The sequence below is a fragment of the Catonella sp. genome (genome assembly GCF_057250765.1).
Genome location: NZ_DBHIEC010000001.1, coordinates 101,329 through 119,658, shown reverse-complemented (window position 1 = coordinate 119,658; position 18,330 = coordinate 101,329). Strand labels below are relative to the sequence as shown.

The 18,330-nt window shown below is 39.0% G+C and carries 15 protein-coding genes, 1 tRNA gene and 1 pseudogene; 14 read left to right on the top strand and 3 right to left on the bottom strand.

The genetic code is table 11. From position 1 onward, the window contains the following. The first annotated feature begins 96 nt into the window (after positions 1-96). Positions 97-1,470 (top strand): sodium-dependent transporter, encoded by a 1,374-nt coding sequence (locus ACO6HM_RS00525; protein WP_485389261.1) that lies wholly within the window; start codon positions 97-99, stop codon positions 1,468-1,470. A gap of 259 nt (positions 1,471-1,729) precedes the next feature. Further along, entirely contained in the window at positions 1,730-3,067 is a 1,338-nt protein-coding gene (locus ACO6HM_RS00520; RefSeq protein WP_485389260.1) for a DUF438 domain-containing protein, read from the top strand. 231 nt (positions 3,068-3,298) lie between these two features. Here the strand turns inward: ACO6HM_RS00520 and ACO6HM_RS00515 are convergent, their stop codons facing one another. From ACO6HM_RS00515 to ACO6HM_RS00505, 3 genes and pseudogenes are all read right to left on the bottom strand, one after another. Next, on the bottom strand, positions 3,299-3,541 hold the full coding sequence (locus ACO6HM_RS00515) for a DUF2442 domain-containing protein (RefSeq protein ID WP_208429555.1): 243 nt from the start codon (positions 3,539-3,541) through the stop codon (positions 3,299-3,301). 11 nt (positions 3,542-3,552) lie between these two features. Continuing rightward, a pseudogene (locus tag ACO6HM_RS00510) lies at positions 3,553-3,779 on the bottom strand (DUF4160 domain-containing protein). A gap of 166 nt (positions 3,780-3,945) precedes the next feature. Then, positions 3,946-4,016 (bottom strand) — tRNA-Trp (locus tag ACO6HM_RS00505). Between the two features lie 212 nt (positions 4,017-4,228). Here ACO6HM_RS00505 and ACO6HM_RS00500 point away from each other — a divergent pair. The 12 genes from ACO6HM_RS00500 (at position 4,229) to ACO6HM_RS00445 (ending at position 18,241) form a co-directional block, all read left to right on the top strand. Next, positions 4,229-5,407: a tetratricopeptide repeat protein gene (locus ACO6HM_RS00500; protein WP_485389259.1), complete on the top strand. Its 1,179-nt coding sequence runs from the start codon at positions 4,229-4,231 to the stop codon at positions 5,405-5,407. Positions 5,408-5,415: 8 nt separating this feature from the next. Then, positions 5,416-6,657 (top strand): GTPase HflX, encoded by a 1,242-nt coding sequence (hflX, locus tag ACO6HM_RS00495; RefSeq protein WP_485389258.1) that lies wholly within the window; start codon positions 5,416-5,418, stop codon positions 6,655-6,657. A gap of 287 nt (positions 6,658-6,944) precedes the next feature. Next, complete coding sequence (locus ACO6HM_RS00490; protein WP_485389257.1) at positions 6,945-7,970, top strand: branched-chain amino acid aminotransferase; 1,026 nt, start codon at positions 6,945-6,947, stop codon at positions 7,968-7,970. A 224-nt stretch (positions 7,971-8,194) separates the two neighbouring features. Continuing rightward, on the top strand, positions 8,195-9,151 hold the full coding sequence (locus tag ACO6HM_RS00485; RefSeq protein ID WP_485389256.1) for a 3-hydroxyacyl-CoA dehydrogenase: 957 nt from the start codon (positions 8,195-8,197) through the stop codon (positions 9,149-9,151). A gap of 351 nt (positions 9,152-9,502) precedes the next feature. Next, the gene (locus ACO6HM_RS00480) at positions 9,503-10,474 is read left to right on the top strand and encodes a LacI family DNA-binding transcriptional regulator (RefSeq protein WP_485389255.1); all 972 of its coding nucleotides are present in this window, start codon (positions 9,503-9,505) and stop codon (positions 10,472-10,474) included. A gap of 234 nt (positions 10,475-10,708) precedes the next feature. After that, the gene (locus ACO6HM_RS00475; protein ID WP_485389254.1) at positions 10,709-11,683 is read left to right on the top strand and encodes an ABC transporter permease; all 975 of its coding nucleotides are present in this window, start codon (positions 10,709-10,711) and stop codon (positions 11,681-11,683) included. 15 nt (positions 11,684-11,698) lie between these two features. Continuing rightward, positions 11,699-12,598 carry a carbohydrate ABC transporter permease gene (locus tag ACO6HM_RS00470; protein ID WP_485389253.1) on the top strand — a complete coding sequence of 300 codons (900 nt, stop codon included), beginning with the start codon at positions 11,699-11,701 and terminating at the stop codon, positions 12,596-12,598. Positions 12,599-12,672: 74 nt separating this feature from the next. After that, on the top strand, positions 12,673-14,475 hold the full coding sequence (locus tag ACO6HM_RS00465) for an extracellular solute-binding protein (RefSeq protein WP_485389252.1): 1,803 nt from the start codon (positions 12,673-12,675) through the stop codon (positions 14,473-14,475). A 91-nt stretch (positions 14,476-14,566) separates the two neighbouring features. Further along, entirely contained in the window at positions 14,567-15,949 is a 1,383-nt protein-coding gene (locus ACO6HM_RS00460) for a glycoside hydrolase family 32 protein (RefSeq protein ID WP_485389251.1), read from the top strand. A gap of 420 nt (positions 15,950-16,369) precedes the next feature. Next, positions 16,370-16,729 carry a GntR family transcriptional regulator gene (locus tag ACO6HM_RS00455; RefSeq protein WP_485389250.1) on the top strand — a complete coding sequence of 120 codons (360 nt, stop codon included), beginning with the start codon at positions 16,370-16,372 and terminating at the stop codon, positions 16,727-16,729. A 16-nt stretch (positions 16,730-16,745) separates the two neighbouring features. After that, the gene (locus ACO6HM_RS00450; protein WP_485389249.1) at positions 16,746-17,453 is read left to right on the top strand and encodes an ABC transporter ATP-binding protein; all 708 of its coding nucleotides are present in this window, start codon (positions 16,746-16,748) and stop codon (positions 17,451-17,453) included. Beyond that, positions 17,438-18,241: a hypothetical protein gene (locus ACO6HM_RS00445; protein WP_485389248.1), complete on the top strand. Its 804-nt coding sequence runs from the start codon at positions 17,438-17,440 to the stop codon at positions 18,239-18,241. Before ACO6HM_RS00450 ends, ACO6HM_RS00445 begins: the two co-directional genes overlap by 16 nt. The last annotated feature ends 89 nt before the right edge of the window (positions 18,242-18,330 follow it).

Sequence of the window (18,330 nt, the reverse complement as noted above, 5' to 3'; positions counted from 1 at the left end):
GCAGAGGTAAACCCGTTCTTAAAATGCGGGTATATAAAGTCTCCGGACGATAGGGCTTAGATAATGCTAACAATATGAGAGAGAGGAAATTTGTAAATGCCGGATAAAGGTTCGAGAGAAAGGCTTGAGAGCAGGCTTGGCTTCATACTTATAAGTGCGGGCTGTGCAATCGGTATCGGAAATGTGTGGAAGTTCCCTTATCTTGCCGGGCAGAATGGAGGAGGAATATTTGTACTGATTTACTTATTCTTCCTTGCAGTTCTTGGCATCCCTGTTATGACAATGGAATTCTCTATGGGAAGGGCGAGTAGAAAGAGTCCTATTCATCTGTATCAGAGAATAGCACCTCGTGGCAGCAAATGGAATCTGCACGGCATTGTATGTATGGCAGGTAACTATATACTTATGATGTTCTACACCACAGTTGCGGGTTGGATGCTTAAGTATTTTGTGTCAATGGCAAGAGGCGATTTTGAAGGACTTAGTAAAGACGGGGCCATGGGACTCTTTGGAGGCATGCTTAGTTCTCCTTCCATACAGGTAGGCTATATGGCCGTTGTAGTAATAGTCGGCTTCTTCATCAATTCCCTGGGACTTCAAAAAGGACTTGAGAAGGTAAGTAAATGGATGATGTCAAGTCTCCTTATTATAATGGTAATCCTTGCCCTAAACAGTGTACTAATGAAGGGAAGTGCAGAAGGACTTAGCTTTTATCTATTACCCAATGTGGATAAGGTAAGTGAAATAGGCTGGTCAAAGGTTATAGTATCAGCTATGAATCAGGCATTTTTCACCCTCAGTATAGGGATAGGCTCGATGGCTATATTTGGCAGCTATATAGGCAATGAGAGAAGCCTTATGGGAGAATCTGTTCACATTGCGGTACTTGACACCTTTGTGGCAATCGTATCCGGACTTATCATCTTCCCTGCCTGCTTCACCTATGGGGTACAGCCTGACAGCGGTCCAAGCCTCATCTTCATAACCCTTCCGAATATATTTAACAATATGCCTCTTGGTAGGGTTTGGGGAAGTCTTTTCTTTGTGTTTATGAGTTTTGCAGCCTTTTCTACAGTGCTTGCGGTATTTGAAACCATCCTTGCCTGCACTATGGACATTACAGGCTGGAGCAGGAAGAAGGCCAGTGTAGTAAACTGTATAGCGGTTTTCATGCTTTCTCTTCCTTGTGCACTGGGATTTAATGTACTTAGCTTTATAGAGCCGCTTGGCAAAGGAACAAACTTCTTAGATCTTGAAGACTTCCTTGTAAGTAACCTTATCCTCCCTATTGGTTCATTTATATTTGTTATCTTTTGCATCAGTAAGAGAGGCTGGGGGTGGGACAACTTCGTTAAAGAAGCCAACAAAGGAAAGGGGCTTAAGGTTCAGTCCTGGATGAGAGGCTATATGACCTATGTCCTTCCGGTAATAGTTATGGCTCTTATTTTACTTGGATTATTTTATAAGTGATAAAAATGAAGCAGGCACCAAGTTCAAGGTGCCTGCTTTTTGAAGGTACGCCTAGCGGCGCACGTTTCTAAAAAAATGCAAAAAAATATAATGTTCACAAAATTTCAAACAATCAATGACAAAAATAATAAAATCTGATACAATGCTTAGTGATGACTAACTCATATCAAAACAGTAGGTTAAGGAGATGAAAATATGAATAACGAAAAGATGAAAAATCATTAAAAAAATGCAGATATGGATAAATTAGTGGCAGTAATTGAAATTAAAAAAAGCCTATAATGACGGAAAGTACAACCTTGAAGAAGCGAGGAAATTGCTTAAAGAGAAGGTAACAACCCTTACCCCTGAAGAGATTGCGCTTGCTGAACAGGAGCTTACAGAGGAGGAAGATGATGAATGCCGTAAAGAAGACATACAAAAAATGATGGAGCTTTTTGATGGCATACTTGTTACAGGGCGTCCTAAATTAGATGAATCTCATCCTATTCTCAGGTATTTTGAGGAAAATGATGAAATGAGAAAGCTTCTTAGGTCAGTTGAAGATTTAGTTCAGTACCCTGTTATTAAGAACCAGTGGTTTGAACTTTATGATAAACTAAGAGAATTCCGTATTCATCTGTCAAGAAAACAGAATCAGCTATATCCGGTGCTTGAGAAAAAGGGTTTTACCAGGCCTACAACAACAATGTGGACTCTTGATGATTTTATAAGAGATGAAATATCGGAGTTCAGGGCCTTGCTTGAGGAGGGAAAAGAAGACGAATTTATAGATAAACAGACCACCTTAGTATATGACGTGGAAGACCTTATGAGCAAGGAAGAGACCATTCTTTATCCAACCTCTCTTAAGCTTATCAATCAGGAAGAGTTTGAGGATATGAAATCCGGAGATCTTGAAATAGGCTTTGCCTTTGGAGTGGGCGGCAACAAAGAGGAAGTAAAAGAAGCCGGCAGTAAAGATGTTTCAGGCAAAGCAGTAAATGAGGGATTTATCAGTGAACTTGCAGGCCTTCTTGGAAAATATGGCTTTGCTTCGGGAAATGATGAGGAACTTGATGTAACTACCGGTAAATTAACGCTTAATCAGATAAACATGATATTCCAAAATCTTCCTTTTGATATATCTTTTGTGGATGAGAATGAAATAGTGAAGTTTTATTCGGATACAGACCATAGGATTTTCCCAAGAAGTAAGAACGTGATAGGCAGAGATGTGAAGAACTGTCATCCAAGAAAAAGTGTGCATATAGTAGAAGAGATTGTAGAGAAGTTCAGAAACAAAGAGCAGGATCATGCCGATTTCTGGATAAATAAGCCCGGAGTGTTTATCTACATATATTATGCGGCAGTCAGAGATGAAGAGGGCAACTTCAAGGGAGTGCTCGAGGTTATGCAGGATTGTACAAGAATCAGAAATCTTCAGGGGTCAAGAACTTTACTTACCTGGGATGGTGGACTTAAGGGAGATGCTACAGGAAGTGATGAGGAAGCACAGGTGGCAGATGTTGAGAAAACTGATGAAAAGACAGATGAAACTGTAAGCGGGGAAGGGAAAATAAAAAACAATAGAAACTCCCCAACTTATCAAATATAAGAACGGATATGGCTGGGATTTGAGAACTTCGTTAAAGAAGCGGGCAAAGGAAAGGGGTTTAAGGTTCAGCCTTGAATGAGAGGTTATATGACCTATATCATTTCGGTAATAGTTATGGCATTTATTTTACTTGGATTATTTTATAAGGGATAAAAGAGAGCAGGCACCGAATAATAGGTGGCTGCTCTTTTTGAAAGATGAAGTTCTAACTAAAAATTAATGATCTTTAATCTAAACAATACTTATGGAATCTTCATAAAGTTCATGAGGAGAAATGTCCTGGCCACCATTCCATTCTACGGTGTGATTTGCAACTCTGACAGAATTAAAATTGTTTAAATCCTTCAATTCACCATACCATTCACCAGTAATATAAGGTTTAACATCAAATAGTTTTTGTTCACCAGTTTCATACACAAGTAAAAGTCTATAGTTATCTTTTGGAGTAACGCTTATTAATTTAGGTTGTAACATATATACTCCTTTCATCTTAATGGGTCAATCATAAAACTTCTCTCGCCGTTACTAAGTAATTGCCAATTAGCATAAAGTTCATCATTATGTATTTCTAACCAAGCCAGAACAAGTTTTAATTTTTTGTTTGGTATTTGTCCTTCCAAACATCTCCATTAAGACTTACAACAACTTCATCATTTTGATATTCAGCGTGAATATGTGGAAGATTATGTTTACCACCAATTTCTCTGTACATCCTGATGACTATACCGTAAAACATTGATATTGTTGGCATTATTTACCTCTCTCTTCTATATTTCTATTTTGATTATATCATCATCAGAAGTTCAATGCAATTATAAACTGTCTCAGGAAGAAATAATTAAAATAAAAAAAGGAAGCATTTCTGCTTCCTATTGGTACAGGGGATGAGGGAATCGAACCCCCGCTAAAGGTTTTGGAGACCCTTGTCATACCATTTGACCAATCCCCTAAGTCAACGTATCAATTATAAACACATATATAAGAAATGTCAAGAGGGAAAATTTTCCGCATATATGCTATATACAGAAGATATCACAATGTCTCCTGTAGTCTTATTACTATAGTCTAAGGATATTTCTTGAGTAATTGAGGATAACTTTGTTGACAACCCTGATGTTTTACAATACTATTGAGATGAACTTTACTTGGAGGTGATAAGTCATGATTTTGGATAAGATAAGAATAACTGCCCTGCTTTGCCTGACCTTGTTTTTAACATCCTGCGGAGGGAGCTCAGCAAATTCATATTATAAAACAGGTAATAAGCTGATGGAAAAGCAACAGTATGAAGATGCCCTTGAAGCATACGAGGAGGCTATAAGGAAGAGCTCTGACAGGGCGGAATTCTATATAGCGGCAGGCTTTGCCGACATAGGTCTTGAAAAGTACGAGGCAGCTATCAATTATTTTGACAAGGGCTATTCGCCAAAAGACAATCAGATAGTAAGAGAGAATAACAAATCCCTGTACAGGGGCAAGGGCATTGCCTATCTTAAGCTTGGAAAATATAACGAAGCCTTAGCTCAGTTTGCAAGTGCTGCTGCAATCAAAGAAGCTTCTTCACTTGATAATGACATCAAAAAATACATCGCGCTTACAGATATAAAGCTTGGTGAGTATCAGGCTGCTGCGGATATATATGAAGAGATGCTAAATGTGAAAAAGCCTGATGTAAGCCTGTATAGTCAGCTTGCAGAGGTTTATGCTGCAATGGGAGATGCTGTCAAGGCAGTGACAAACTATGATTATGCGATTGAGAGAGATGCATCTAACTTCAGTGCGTATTTTGGAAAATATGAAGTATTGGTTGCAAAGGGCGAAAATGAGAAGGCTGCGGAAGTGCTTAACAGGGCAGCGGGTATTAAGATAACAGATGCTCTAAGTGGCTACAATGCGGGCATTTTAGAATATTTGAGGGGCAATAATGACAAGGCAAAAGAATATTTAAATACAGCCTATACAAAGGGAATCCTCGAAAGCTCTTATTACCTTGCTAAAATTGCTATGGATGAAGGAGACTACAAAGGAGCCCTTGAATTATTTGAAAAATACGCAGAAGACAAGGGTAGAGTGACTCTTTCAGGCTGGTATGATGGCATGGCTGACTGTCTTATGAAAGAAGAAAAATATGAAGAGGCCTTAAACTATGTAACCAAAGGCCTTGCCTTAGAGGATATATCAGCTATGAGGCGGCTTATGCAAAAGAAGGTAGTGCTAAATGAAAAGCTTACCGACTATAACAAGGCTTATGAAGCAGCTCTTGAGTATGGCAAGCTTTATCCTGAGGATAAGGAAATGGCACGTGAAATCATCTTCCTTTCAACAAGGAAGTCCAAGTAGGAGAATATATGATACCAACATCAGAAATAAAAGAAAAATTCATCCTTGTAGGTGTTGAAACCGGCAAGGACAGGATGGAAGAAAGCCTTACAGAGCTTGAAGAACTGCTTGAAACAGCTGGTGGAGAGACGGTCGGCAGGGTGATACAGAATCTCGAGTCCATCAACAAGGCTACTTATGTAGGAAAGGGAAAGGTGGACGAGATAAGAGAACTTGCAGAGGAACTGGGCGCAGATGGGATAGTCTGTGACGATGAACTCTCTCCTGCTCAACTTTCCAATCTAAAAGACGAACTGGACATAAAGGTGCTTGATAGAACTTTGGTTATCCTTGATATATTTGCTGCTCACGCTCAGACCAGTGAGGGTAAGCTACAGGTAGAGCTGGCCCAATTAAAATACCGTTCCTCAAGGCTTACAGGGCTTGGTAAGAACCTTTCAAGACTTGGAGGAGGTATAGGTACAAGAGGCCCAGGTGAGTCAAAGCTCGAGTCTGACAGAAGAGCTATAAGAGAGAGAGTAAGCCAGCTAAGAAGCGAGATAGAAAAGGTTGAAAGCTCAAGAGAAACACTTAGAAAGCACAGGATGTCGGACGGTATACCTGTGATAGCCATTGTAGGCTATACCAATGCAGGGAAATCAACCTTTCTTAACAAGATTACAGATGCAGGCATACTTGCAGAAGACAAGCTGTTTGCAACCCTTGACCCTACCACCAGAAACCTCAAAATCCCTGATGGAGAAGAAGTATTATTTACCGATACCGTAGGTTTCATCAGCAAACTTCCTCACAATCTGGTAGATGCCTTTAAGAGTACACTTGAAGAGGCAAAGTATGCAGACCTGATTCTCCATGTGGCTGATGCTTCAAATCCTGAGGTGGATGAGCAGATGAAGGTAGTGTATAGGACTCTTGAAGAACTAAAGGTGACGGGAAAGCCTGTTATTACATTCTTAAACAAGCAGGATAAGCTTGAAAAAGAAAGGATAATAAAGGATATCAAAGCGGATGCTATAGTAAAGGGTTCAGCTAAGACAGGGGAAGGAATAGATGAACTTTTAAGTAAGATTACGGAGATTTTAAGGGAAGGCAAGGTGCTTATTGATACTGTTCTTTCCTATGCAGATACCTCCAAAATATCTGTAATCAGAAAGAAAGGCCAGCTCTTAGCGGAGGAGTATGAGAGCGATGGCATCAAAGTAAAGGCCTATGTACCTAAGGCTGTAGCAGGACAGTTGGGACTTTTATAAAGTATAAAAGATAGGGATATTACGGTATTCTACTGGTGTAGTGCGCTTGAGATGGGAGTCATTTTTCTAAGTTATGTCAGCTATAACAAATCATGAGCCTTGTTGACAGCAAAAAGTGGCGGTGTTAGACTTGAACTGGCTATTATACGAAAAGTGATGAATCATATAAATCTGATTGAGGCTTGATTGCAAGATAATTTACTATCTTTTTGCGGGCTTACAATATGCATAAATGGCTGTTTCAATAAATGAGTGGTTGTGAATAATTGTAAAATCTGGAGGATGACATGGAAAAGGCAAGTATAGACTGGGGCAATATCGGCTTTGGATATATGAAGACAGATAAAAGATATGTATCAAACTATAAAAACGGTGTCTGGGATGAGGGAGAGCTTACTTCTGATGACCAGATAGTGATGAGTGAATGTGCTGGAGTGCTTCAGTATGCACAGACCTGCTTTGAAGGACTGAAGGCATATACCACAGAAGATGGAAGGATAGTTACCTTCAGACCTGACTTAAATGGTGAAAGATTTGAGGCATCCTGCAAGAGAATGGAAATCCCTGTATTTACCAAGGATAGATTTGTAGATGCTGTGTTAAAGACAGTTAAGGCGAATGAAGTCTATGTACCTCCTTTTGGCTATGGTGCTTCGCTTTATGTAAGACCTTATGCCTTTGGTATCAGCCCTGTTATTGGAGTAAGGCCTGCTGATGAGTATCAGTTTAGAGTATTTACTACACCTGTAGGCCCTTATTTTAAGGGAGGAACCAAAGGAATATCCATAAAGGTAAGCGATTTTGACAGGGCCGCTCCAAGAGGGACAGGCGATATAAAGGCAGGCCTTAACTATGCGATGAGCTTACATCCTATAGTTGTGGCTCACAATGAGGGCTATGCAGAAAACATGTACCTTGATGCAGCAACCAGAACCAAGGTTGAGGAGACTGGTGGAGCTAACTTCCTCTTTGTAACAAAGGATGGAACTGTGGTTACACCTAAGTCAAGCACAATTCTTCCTTCTATTACAAGGCGTTCCCTTATCTATGTTGCAGAGCATATGCTTGGACTAAGGGTAGAGGAAAGAGAAGTATATCTTAGCGAGGTTAGTGACTTTGTAGAATGTGGTCTTTGTGGAACTGCAGCTGTAATAAGTCCTGTCGCAAGGGTGGTAGACCACGGCAAAGAGATAGCCTTTAAGTACGGTGCAGAAGAGATGGGCCCTGTTATTAAGAAGCTTTATGATACCCTTACAGGCATCCAGCTTGGAAGAATACCTGCTCCTGAGGGATGGATATATGAGATAAAATGATATACCGTACTTACATGTTCTGTTATTTCATAGTGATAGTTATATCGAAAAAGGTCATGCTCTATTCTTTGATAATATTTTGACAATTATATAATTATTACAATAAAATATGAAAAAGATTAATAAATTACATAATTGACAGCAAAATGCTTTAAGAGTATTATTATACCAAAGCATAGCTTTGAATTTGTGAAGCGATTAACAAACATGTAAGGAGGATGTATATGGGTATCAAAAATGTAGTAGTTGCAGGTGGAGGAGTACTTGGAAGCCAGATTGCTTTTCAGACAGCATACAGAGGCTTCAATGTAACCCTATGGCTTAGAAGTGCAGAGTCAATTGAAAGAACCAAGCCAAAGATTGAGCGTTTGCGTGGTATTTATCTAACTGAGCTTGAAGCTGCAAAGGCTAAAGCAGGCGTAAAAGGAGCGATGGTTTCAAGAGGACTGATTCCTGATATTGAAAATGCTACCGCAGAGAGTATAGAAGAGTTAAAGAATAAGGTGGAAGAGGCTTATAAGAACCTGAAGTATGAAACTGACTTGGCAAAAGCAGTGAAGGATTGCGACTTAGTTATTGAATCGATGGCGGAAAATCCTGAGGCTAAAGTGGATTTCTATACCAAGTTAAATGCAGTACTTGAGGATAAAACGATTGTTGCTACCAACTCATCAACAATGATTCCAAGCCAGTTTAGACACTGCTTTACAAGGCCTGAAAAGTATCTTGCCATTCATTTTGCAAACAATATATGGAAGAGCAATACTGCGGAGATTATGGGACATGACGGAACCGATAAGGCAGCTTACGATGAGGTAGCTAAATTTGCAGAGGACATAGCAATGGTTCCACTCAAGCTCCGGAAAGAGCAGCCGGGGTATATACTTAACTCGATGCTGGTTCCTTTCCTTAAGTCAGGCGAGATGCTTTTAGCTAAAGAAGTAGCTGATCCTGCTACCATAGACCTCACCTGGAGACTCGGCACAGGTTCTCCTCTAGGACCTTTCCAGATATTAGACATTGTAGGACTTACTACTGCGTACAATATAAACATGATGGATCCGCTTGCTACTTCAGACCCTGATTCTATTCCTGCCAAGATAGGGGCTATCCTTAAGAAATACATAGATGAGGGTAAGACCGGTATAAATGCGGGAGAGGGCTTCTACAAGTATAAGTAGTGCGTCAGTTTTTTAATCCATATCATAGGGTGTCATCAAATGATTTTGCCACCCACATAATTTAATAACCAGATACCATGTCAATGATGTGGTATCTTTTTTGTAGAACAGTAATTAATTTTTGGTATATTAAAGTGCATCCGACATATTTAATCTAAATACAAATACAATTTAATTTCAAAAACTAAAAACCTGAACTTTCTCATGATTTAGAAGGATTCCAATTTGTTTTATAAATAAACATGTTAAAAATAAAAATTGTACAAAACTCTATTCAAAAACTGAATAATGCTGTATAATTCCATCTAAGAATATGAAAACATGTGGAACACAAGAAAGAAAAGGTAGAAAATGGCAAGCATTAGAGATGTGGCTGTCAGAGCCGGGGTAGGCATTGGCACTGTGTCGAGAACGTTGAATAACAGTGGATATGTATCCGAAGAAACAAGGCTTAGGATAATGAAAGCTGTCGAAGAAACAGGGTATAGACCTAGCGCAATTGCAACCAATATGGTTAAGAAACGTACGGGAATTATAGGTGTAATGGTGCCAAACCAGGAACATCCTTTTTTTGCTAAAATAATGAAGCACATGGAAATTGAGCTTTATAAACAAGGCTATAAGTGCCTTATATGCAATACGCTTGACATAGTTAACAGGCAGAAGTCGTTCATCGATATGCTTGACAGCAGGGCTGTAGACGGCATTATTTCCTGTGTGGATGAACTGCCTGATTTCAGTAACAACTTAAAAGGTGCCATTGTAAGTTTTGATAGGAACTCAGAAGCGGGAGTACCTATTGTAAGGTCCGATCACGAAATGGGTGGAAGGCTGGTGGCAGAACTTTTTATAAAAAAAGGATGCAAGAAAGTCTGTCAGTTTGCATCCGGATTTGATAAAAAAAGAACAGCCAATATAAGGCATGAAGTAATGAAAGAGGTTCTGGAAGAGGCCGGGGTTGAGGTCATCTCTATTAAAACTGCATGGGATGCACTTAGCTATAGCTATAACAAAGATATGGTGCACCAATACTGGGATATTATAGAGAATGTTGACGGGATAATGACAACAGATATAGGAGCGCTTAGCTGTCTTTCTGTTGCGCAGCAAAAGGGACTTAGTATACCTGATGATTTATGTATTGTGGCATATGACGGGACTGAAATCACCGAACTGTCATATCCTGAGCTTACGGTAATACAGCAGGATTGTGCAGAGATAGCTAGAAAATGTGTGGAATCAGTATTAAAAATGGTTGACGGAGGAAAAGTGCCTGAGCTGGAACTGATACCGGTGAGGCTTATAGAAAGAGGAACAACATAATCGTTCCATATATTTCCATATAAAAGCAGGAGTAAATCTCTTGCTTTTTTTATACACAAACTAATTGTGTAAAATGATATAAAAATTAAAACAATGCACACAATTAATAGATGTACAATAAATATAATTAATGGATTAATGAAAAAATAATAAAAACATATTGACATTTTTGGGTATTTTGACTATGATAAAACTATGAAAAGGTTTCCACAACAAAAGAAAAGGAGAGAGGGAATGGAAAAAAGTCCAAAAGAAGAAGCTTCTAATGCTGGTAAAAAAAGACGTAAGACCTCAAAAGAGAGAGCAGCTGACTTCAAAAATGTACTGAAAGCATGGCAGTTGTATATTTTGCTGCTTCCTGCTTTGATATGGGCGGTAGTATTTGCCTATTATCCTATGTATGGACTTATTATTGCCTTTAAGGAATATAAGGGAAGGCTTGGAATTGTAGGTAGTCCTTGGGCCAATCCTATATTCAAGTATTTTACTCAGTTTTTCAGTACGTCTATAGCGGTAAATGCTATTAAGAATACCGTACTTATAAGCTTGGAAAGTCTTATTATTGCCTTTCCTATACCTATTATATTTGCACTTCTTTTAAACCAGATACAGAGAGATAAGGTTAAAAAGACCATACAGACAATCAGCTACGCACCTTACTTTATGTCAAACGTAGTTATTGTAAGTATCATAACTGTATTCTTTTCTGCAAACGGAGTAGTAAATAATCTTATCAAGAGTGCAGGAGGTAAGGAAACTTTATTTACATCACTCCCTGAATGGTTCAGGACACTCTTTATAGGCTCAAATATCTGGCAGACTATGGGCTTTAACGCAGTTATTTTTATTGCAGCACTTACTGCAATAAGTCCTGATTTTTACGAGGCTGCCAAGATAGATGGGGCATCAAGATTTCAAAGAATTCTTTTCATAGATATACCAATGATATTGCCTACAATCATCCTGATGTTAATACTTCAGGTTGGTAACATAATGAATGTAGGCTATGAAAAAGCTTTTCTTATGCAGAATGGTTCTAACACAATTGTGAGCGAGCTTATTTCAACCTATGTGTATAAGGTCGGCTTGCAGACTGCACAGTACAGTTTTGCAACTGCGGTTGGTTTGTTTAACTCAGTTGTAAACTTTATCATTTTGGTTTTAGCTAATAAAATAGCTAAAAAGGTAAGCAGTATAAGTATATTCTAAGAGAGGAGAGCTTAAATGAGTACTGTTAAGACAAGAATGAAGATGTCTACAGGTGAGAAAGTATTTGGAATAGTGAATGCTATTATTATGATTACAATCTGCCTGGTTATTATTTATCCTATTTACTATGTTGTAATTGCATCTATGACAGACCCGGTTATTGTTAATTCCGGAAAGCCATTGTTGTTTATAGAGAAACTCTACCTCAAGGGTTATGAGACAACATTAAAGTATAAGCCGCTTTGGACTGCATATGGGAATACAATTCTCTACACTGTTGTTGGCTCGATTACTTCGTTGATAACGACGATTCCTGCCGGATATGCATTATCCAGAAAGGACTTACCGGGAAGAAGAGGACTTATCTTTGTATTTACATTTACAATGTTTTTTAGTGGTGGAATTATACCTCTATATCTTACCATAAAGAACCTTGGCATATACAACAGTATCTGGGCAATGGTGCTGCCTGTGGCGGTATCTGCTTATAACCTCATTGTATGCCGTTCTTTCTTCGAAGCAGGTATACCTGGAGAACTTCTTGAAGCAGCAAAAGTAGATGGCTGCTCTGACTTTAGATTCTTTTTTGAAATAGCCATACCTATTTCCACAACTATAATTGCAGTTATGTGTCTCTTCTATGCTACTGCAATGTGGAATCAGTTCTTTAATGCACTGATGTATCTGCAAGATGATAATAAAATGCCTCTTCAAGTAGTACTGCGTAACCTTGTGCTCATGAATCAGGCAAATCAGATGGGTTCATCAGGTGATGCGATGGTTACCAAACAAAAACTTGCTGAACAGCTTAAATACTGTATTGTAGTGGCATCAGCACTGCCTTTGCTTGCAGCTTATCCATTTTTACAGAAATACTTTGCAAAAGGAGTAACAATCGGTGCGGTAAAGGGCTAAGAAAATTCTGTATATTTAACCCGGAAAGGGTTCAAGTATAAAACTATATTTAGTAGAGTAAAAAGGAGAGAAGAATGAAAGGAAAGAAATTATTATCAATGTTAACCTGTATGACACTTGTAGTAAGCTTGTTATCAGGTTGTGGTGACAACGCTGAGAGTAAAAAGGACTCGGGAAGTGCCGCTAAAAGTGCAGCTTCGGGAAGTACAGCATCAGGAAGCACAGCGTCAGGTGAGCTTACAGCTGAAGAAAAAGAAGCTGTGGATGCAGGTATCATCAACTTGGATGGGACTCTGCCTATAATCAAGGATCCTAAGGCTTTTGAAGAAAAATATGGCAAGATATCCATGCTTCTTGTTAACTCAGCTGACAGAGTAGTTGCTCCGGGCGAGCTTGCGATGGTTAAAAAGTGGGCTGAGGATACAGGTGTAGAATTTGACTGGAAGCCTATTCCCGGTGAGGGAGCACAGGAGAAGATAAACCTTATGTTAGCTTCAGGTGATGACCTTCCGGATGTGTTCTGGAATTTTGGTGATGGTAAGTCTGGCAATATTGTAGTTCAGTATGCAGACCAGGATATTTTCATTCCTACTGAGAATCTTATAAACAACTATATGCCTAGTGTAAAGAAGATACTTGACGCCCATCCTACTTACTGGACGGAGATTAAGGCTCCTGATGGGCATACTTACGGATTCCCTTATATAGAGGAAATGTATGGACTTGTACTTACAGGTGGACCTCTTCTTATTAACAAGAACTGGCTTGATAAGGTGGGTAAAAAGGTACCTACTACCGTTGATGAGTGGGTAGACTGCCTCAAGGCTTTTAGAGATGGTGGCGATCTTAATGGCAACGGTAAAGCTGATGAGATTCCTATGGCTACTTGGTTTGGTGCAAATGATACCTTCGGTTCTTACAACATGTTCTATCGCTTTACGGGTGCATTTGGTCAGGCAGACTCATACTGTGGTGGTAATGCTTATGCCGACCACTTAAGACTCATAGACGGTAAGGTTACATTTACTGCTATGGATCCTGCATTTAAGGATACAGCAGCCTTCTTCAATATGTTAAATAAGGAGAAGCTTATTTGGAATGGCTCTTTTGAATCAGATGCAAGTGCAGCTTATCAGTCATCTCTCATCAAGGAAGATGTAGCAAGGATAGGATGCTTTGGTACCTGGACAGATCAGGAAATAACCAATCTTGACGTACATGATGAGTATGTGGCTGTTCCTAGACTTAAGGGAACAAAGGGCAGCACAGGCTTTGAAAATAATTATTCAGAGCTTCAGGATTCTTCTGATACAGCGATTACAACAAGTTGTAAATTCCCTCACGTAGTTGCGAGATTTGTTGATTATATGGTAGGAGATCCTGCAATATCCATTCAGTCTAACTGGGGAGCAGAAGGCTACAACTACAAGAAAGATGATAAGGGAGTTCTTAGAACACCTCTTGATGATAAGGGAAGATATGTTGCTCAGACAGAGTATAAAAACTTCGGTGAGGCTCGTGTAAATTCAACACCTTGCCGTGGATCTATGGTTGTTCTTAATGAGTACTATGATAAAGTAGCAGGATATGCTTATGATGCTGTTCAGCTCCTTGAGAATCAGAAGGTAAACGGTAAAGAGGAAATAATGAAGGAATACGAGACTATTCCAAGAGTACTGATGACTACCGAAGAGCTTTCGAGACTTGCACAGATTCAGCCTACTATCTCAGATATAGTTGACAGATATATCAACCAGTGGGTAACTGGCGGTGTTACTGATGATAATTGGAATTCATATCTTGAAGAACTTAAGGCTGCTGGTGTTGAAGAGCTTGTAAGCATCTACCAGACAGCTGTAGACAGAACAAGCAAGTAGTGTCAGACTGATGTAAAATATCATTATTGTAATAATTAAGGGTTGTCAGGTAAAACTTGTCTGATAACCCTTTTTTAAGAAAGGAATATCTATGGGAAAGGATTTTAGACCGAAAGTTCATTTTACTGCACCAAAAAACTGGATTAATGATCCGAATGGAATGGTATATCTAAACGGTGAGTATCACCTCTTTTACCAACATTATCCTGATGCAGCCAACTGGGGACCTATGCACTGGGGACATGCAGTCTCCAAAGACTTGATACACTGGGAGCATAAGCCTATAGGACTTTATCCTGATGAACTTGGCTTCATTTTCTCAGGGTCCACAGTATTTGATAAGGAGAATGTCTCCGGCTTTGGGAGTGAAGGGAAACCGCCGTTGATTGCAGTTTATACAAACCATTCCATAGAAGGAAAGGAAGTTCAGAGTATAGCCTATAGCACAGATTATGAGCATTTTGAAAAATACTATGGGAATCCTGTTGTAGTAAATGATGAGAAAAATGATTTCAGAGATCCTAAGGTATTTTACAATCCTGTGAAGAAAGGTTATAGCTTCGCTGTTGCAGGTGGAGAAGAGGTAGATTTTTACTTTAGCCACAATCTGATAGATTGGAAGAAGACCGGTTCCTTTAAGGCTGGAGTCAATGGTCTTGGAGGTATCTGTGAATGCCCTGACTGCTTCCCTTTAGAGACAGAAGATGGTACAAAGTGGGTGCTTATTATAAGTATGATTATTACTGAAGATAAGAAAGGTAAGCCTTTGGCAGAATGTGGACACTTTATGAGCCACGCAACTCAGTATTATATTGGTGATTTTAATGGCTCTACATTTGTAGACACCGAAAAACACAAGGAGCCTTTAATTATTGACTTCGGAACAGACAATTATGCCCCTGTCACCTTCCAGAACCTTGAAGAAAAGGTGATAATGGGTTGGGCAGATAATTGGGCTTATGCAAATGAAACGCCTAGTACGGAATTTAGAGGTAAGATGACTATAGCCAGAAAGGTTGAGTTGGTAAAGACTTCTGAAGGATTAAGACTTATATCCATTCCTCAGGGCATCGATAAGTATAAAACCGCTAGACGTGAGATAGAAAAGAATTTTAGGCTTTGTACAGAGTGCTTTGGAGTTGTGATAGAAGGTGAGGGCAAGATAAGGCTTTGTAATGAAGGCGGTGAAGAAGTGACTGTTGAGATTACAGAGGAAGAGATTATCCTTGATAGATCAAGTGCAGGATTGAAAGATTTCAATAGTGTTTTTGCTAGCGAAGAATATAGTATATTAAGGACAAGAAGATTAGACTGTACTAATAATAAGACTGAAATAATATTTGATACAGCTTTCATTGAAGTCTTTGCTGACGGTGGACTCATACCTATGTCAGCATCTGTATATCCTAAGAATCCTTATGAAAAGATAGTGTTAGAGGGTGGTTTAAGAGCAGAGTTTTATGAGATTGATTAAGATTATGGAGCGGGTATCGATGGCATTTGATGTCTGTATCTGTGTAAAATAATTAAATAACCGGGTAGTAAAAAGATACCATGTCTATGATGTGGTATCTTTTTTTGTTTAACACGGGGAAGCCTGGCTTGTTACTTGAAGAAAAACTGTAAGTCTTTTTATCTTTTGACACGCAAAAAGAGAAGCTGTAGCAATCCTGTATCAATGGGTGTCAAATGCTTTTTTACCCACATCATCGTATGATGCAGATATAAAAGTATAAAGATGAGTTTAGTGGTTTGACACAGTGAGTAGGCACTTGTCAGAAAGATTTGAAAAAATATATTAAAAACCTCTTGACAGAAATGTGTGACTGTGATAGTGTATTAAGTACATAATACAACAAGACAAAAATACAGTTGTAATAGAAAGGAGAACCATATGGGATGGGCATTAGATGAAGGTCTGCCTATTTACCCTCAGCTTATGAATGAAATAAGGCGTAGGATAGTCACTGAAAAGTATAAGGCAGGAGATAGAATTCCCTCGGTGAGGGAGTTGGCTGCGGAGGCAGAAGTAAATGCAAATACTATGCAGAAGGCACTTAGTGAACTTGAAAGAGAGGAACTCTTAGTTACTATGAGAAGCACAGGAAGAACAGTTACAGAAGATGTAGAGAAGATAAAGAGTACTAAGAAGGCTATGGCGGAGAGTGAGATATCAAGGTGTATGACCTATATGAAGGAACTTGGCTACAGCATGGATGAAATACAAAGCTTAATAGCTGAATACAAGGCTTAAGAGAAAGGAATGTAAAATGGGAAATCTAATAGAATGTAAATCACTTACAAAGAGATATGGGAGGAAGATTGCTCTTAATGAAATCAACCTAAACTTTGAAGAAGGAAGGATAGTAGGTCTCCTTGGGCCTAACGGAAGCGGCAAAACTACTTTAATTAAGCTTCTAAACGGCCTCCTCACTCCGACTTCAGGAGAACTAAGAATAGATGGGGATTTACCGGGAATACACACAAAGTCAGTGGTTTCATATCTTCCTGACAAAGATTATCTGGGAGATGAAATGAGTTTTAATGAGTGTACAAAGCTTTTTGCAGACTTTTATGCTGACTTTGACAGGGAAAAAGCACATTCAATGCTTGCAAGCTTAAATATAGATCCTAATCAGAAGTTTAAGTTCTTATCAAAGGGAAACAGAGAAAAGGCACAGCTAATCCTCGTTATGAGCAGGGCTGCAAAGGTATATGTACTTGATGAGCCTATAGCAGGTGTGGATCCTGCGGCAAGAGACTACATCATTAGAACAATACTTAATAACATAAATCCCGGTGCAACTGTTATTATAGCTACCCACCTTATCTCAGAAATAGAAAAAATTTTAGATGATGTTATATTTATCAAGGAAGGGAATATAGTGCTTAATGACAGTGCAGAGAATATAAGAGAAAAAGAAGGCAAGTCCATAGACGGATTATTTAGGGAGGTGTTCTCATGTTTGGCAAACTAGTTAAAAATGAATTTAGAAATATCGGTAGATTACTTTTGGTGATTAACACTATCGTTCTAGGTATGCACCTGCTTTCGATAGTCTTTGAGCAGGTGTACAATTCGGGAGTATTTAAGGGAACAGTATTACAGGGAATATTTGGAGTATTTGGTTTAATATATACATTTTCTATAATTGCGGTAAATATAATCATAGTTATAATTTTTGCGGCAAGATTCTACAGGAAGGTGTACTCTGTTGAAGGCTACCTCACACATACACTTCCCGTGAAGAAATCAGCTATTTACGCTGCAATCCTTGTGTCATCAAGTATTGGAACCCTCATTACTTCAGTGATAAGTACGGGCTATCCTATCTTAAGACTTGTAAATGAGATGCTTGTTTCCAACAGTTTAAGTATTCGTGATGCTATGAACTTCCTAGCGAGATTTAATATAACAGGCTACAATCTCTTCCTTATGGGAGTTGGAGCAGTACTTTCACTGTTTTATGCCTTCTCCCTCATCTTCCTCTGTGTATCCATAGGACAGAACTGGAAGGCTCATCCGGTGCTAGGCTCCATCCTTGCTTACTGGGCGATTACAACCATTCTTCAGGTACTTAGTGTGATAGCGTTTGTATTACTTGCAAACTCAGAGCTTGCAAATACATTATTTAGTATGGAAGAATTCTTCAAGGGTTCAGTAACCATATTGACATACTTAGGAATTGGCTGCGAACTAATCGGAACAGCAATTATGTCTGTTATCAGTATAGTTATTATGAAGAAAAAACTTGATTTACAGTAGTTATTAATTAGATAACAAGAAAGAATCCTGCTTCGCAGGATTCACCGCCTGCGGCGGGTCGTGTGAGCGACATTTACATATCCGCCGCA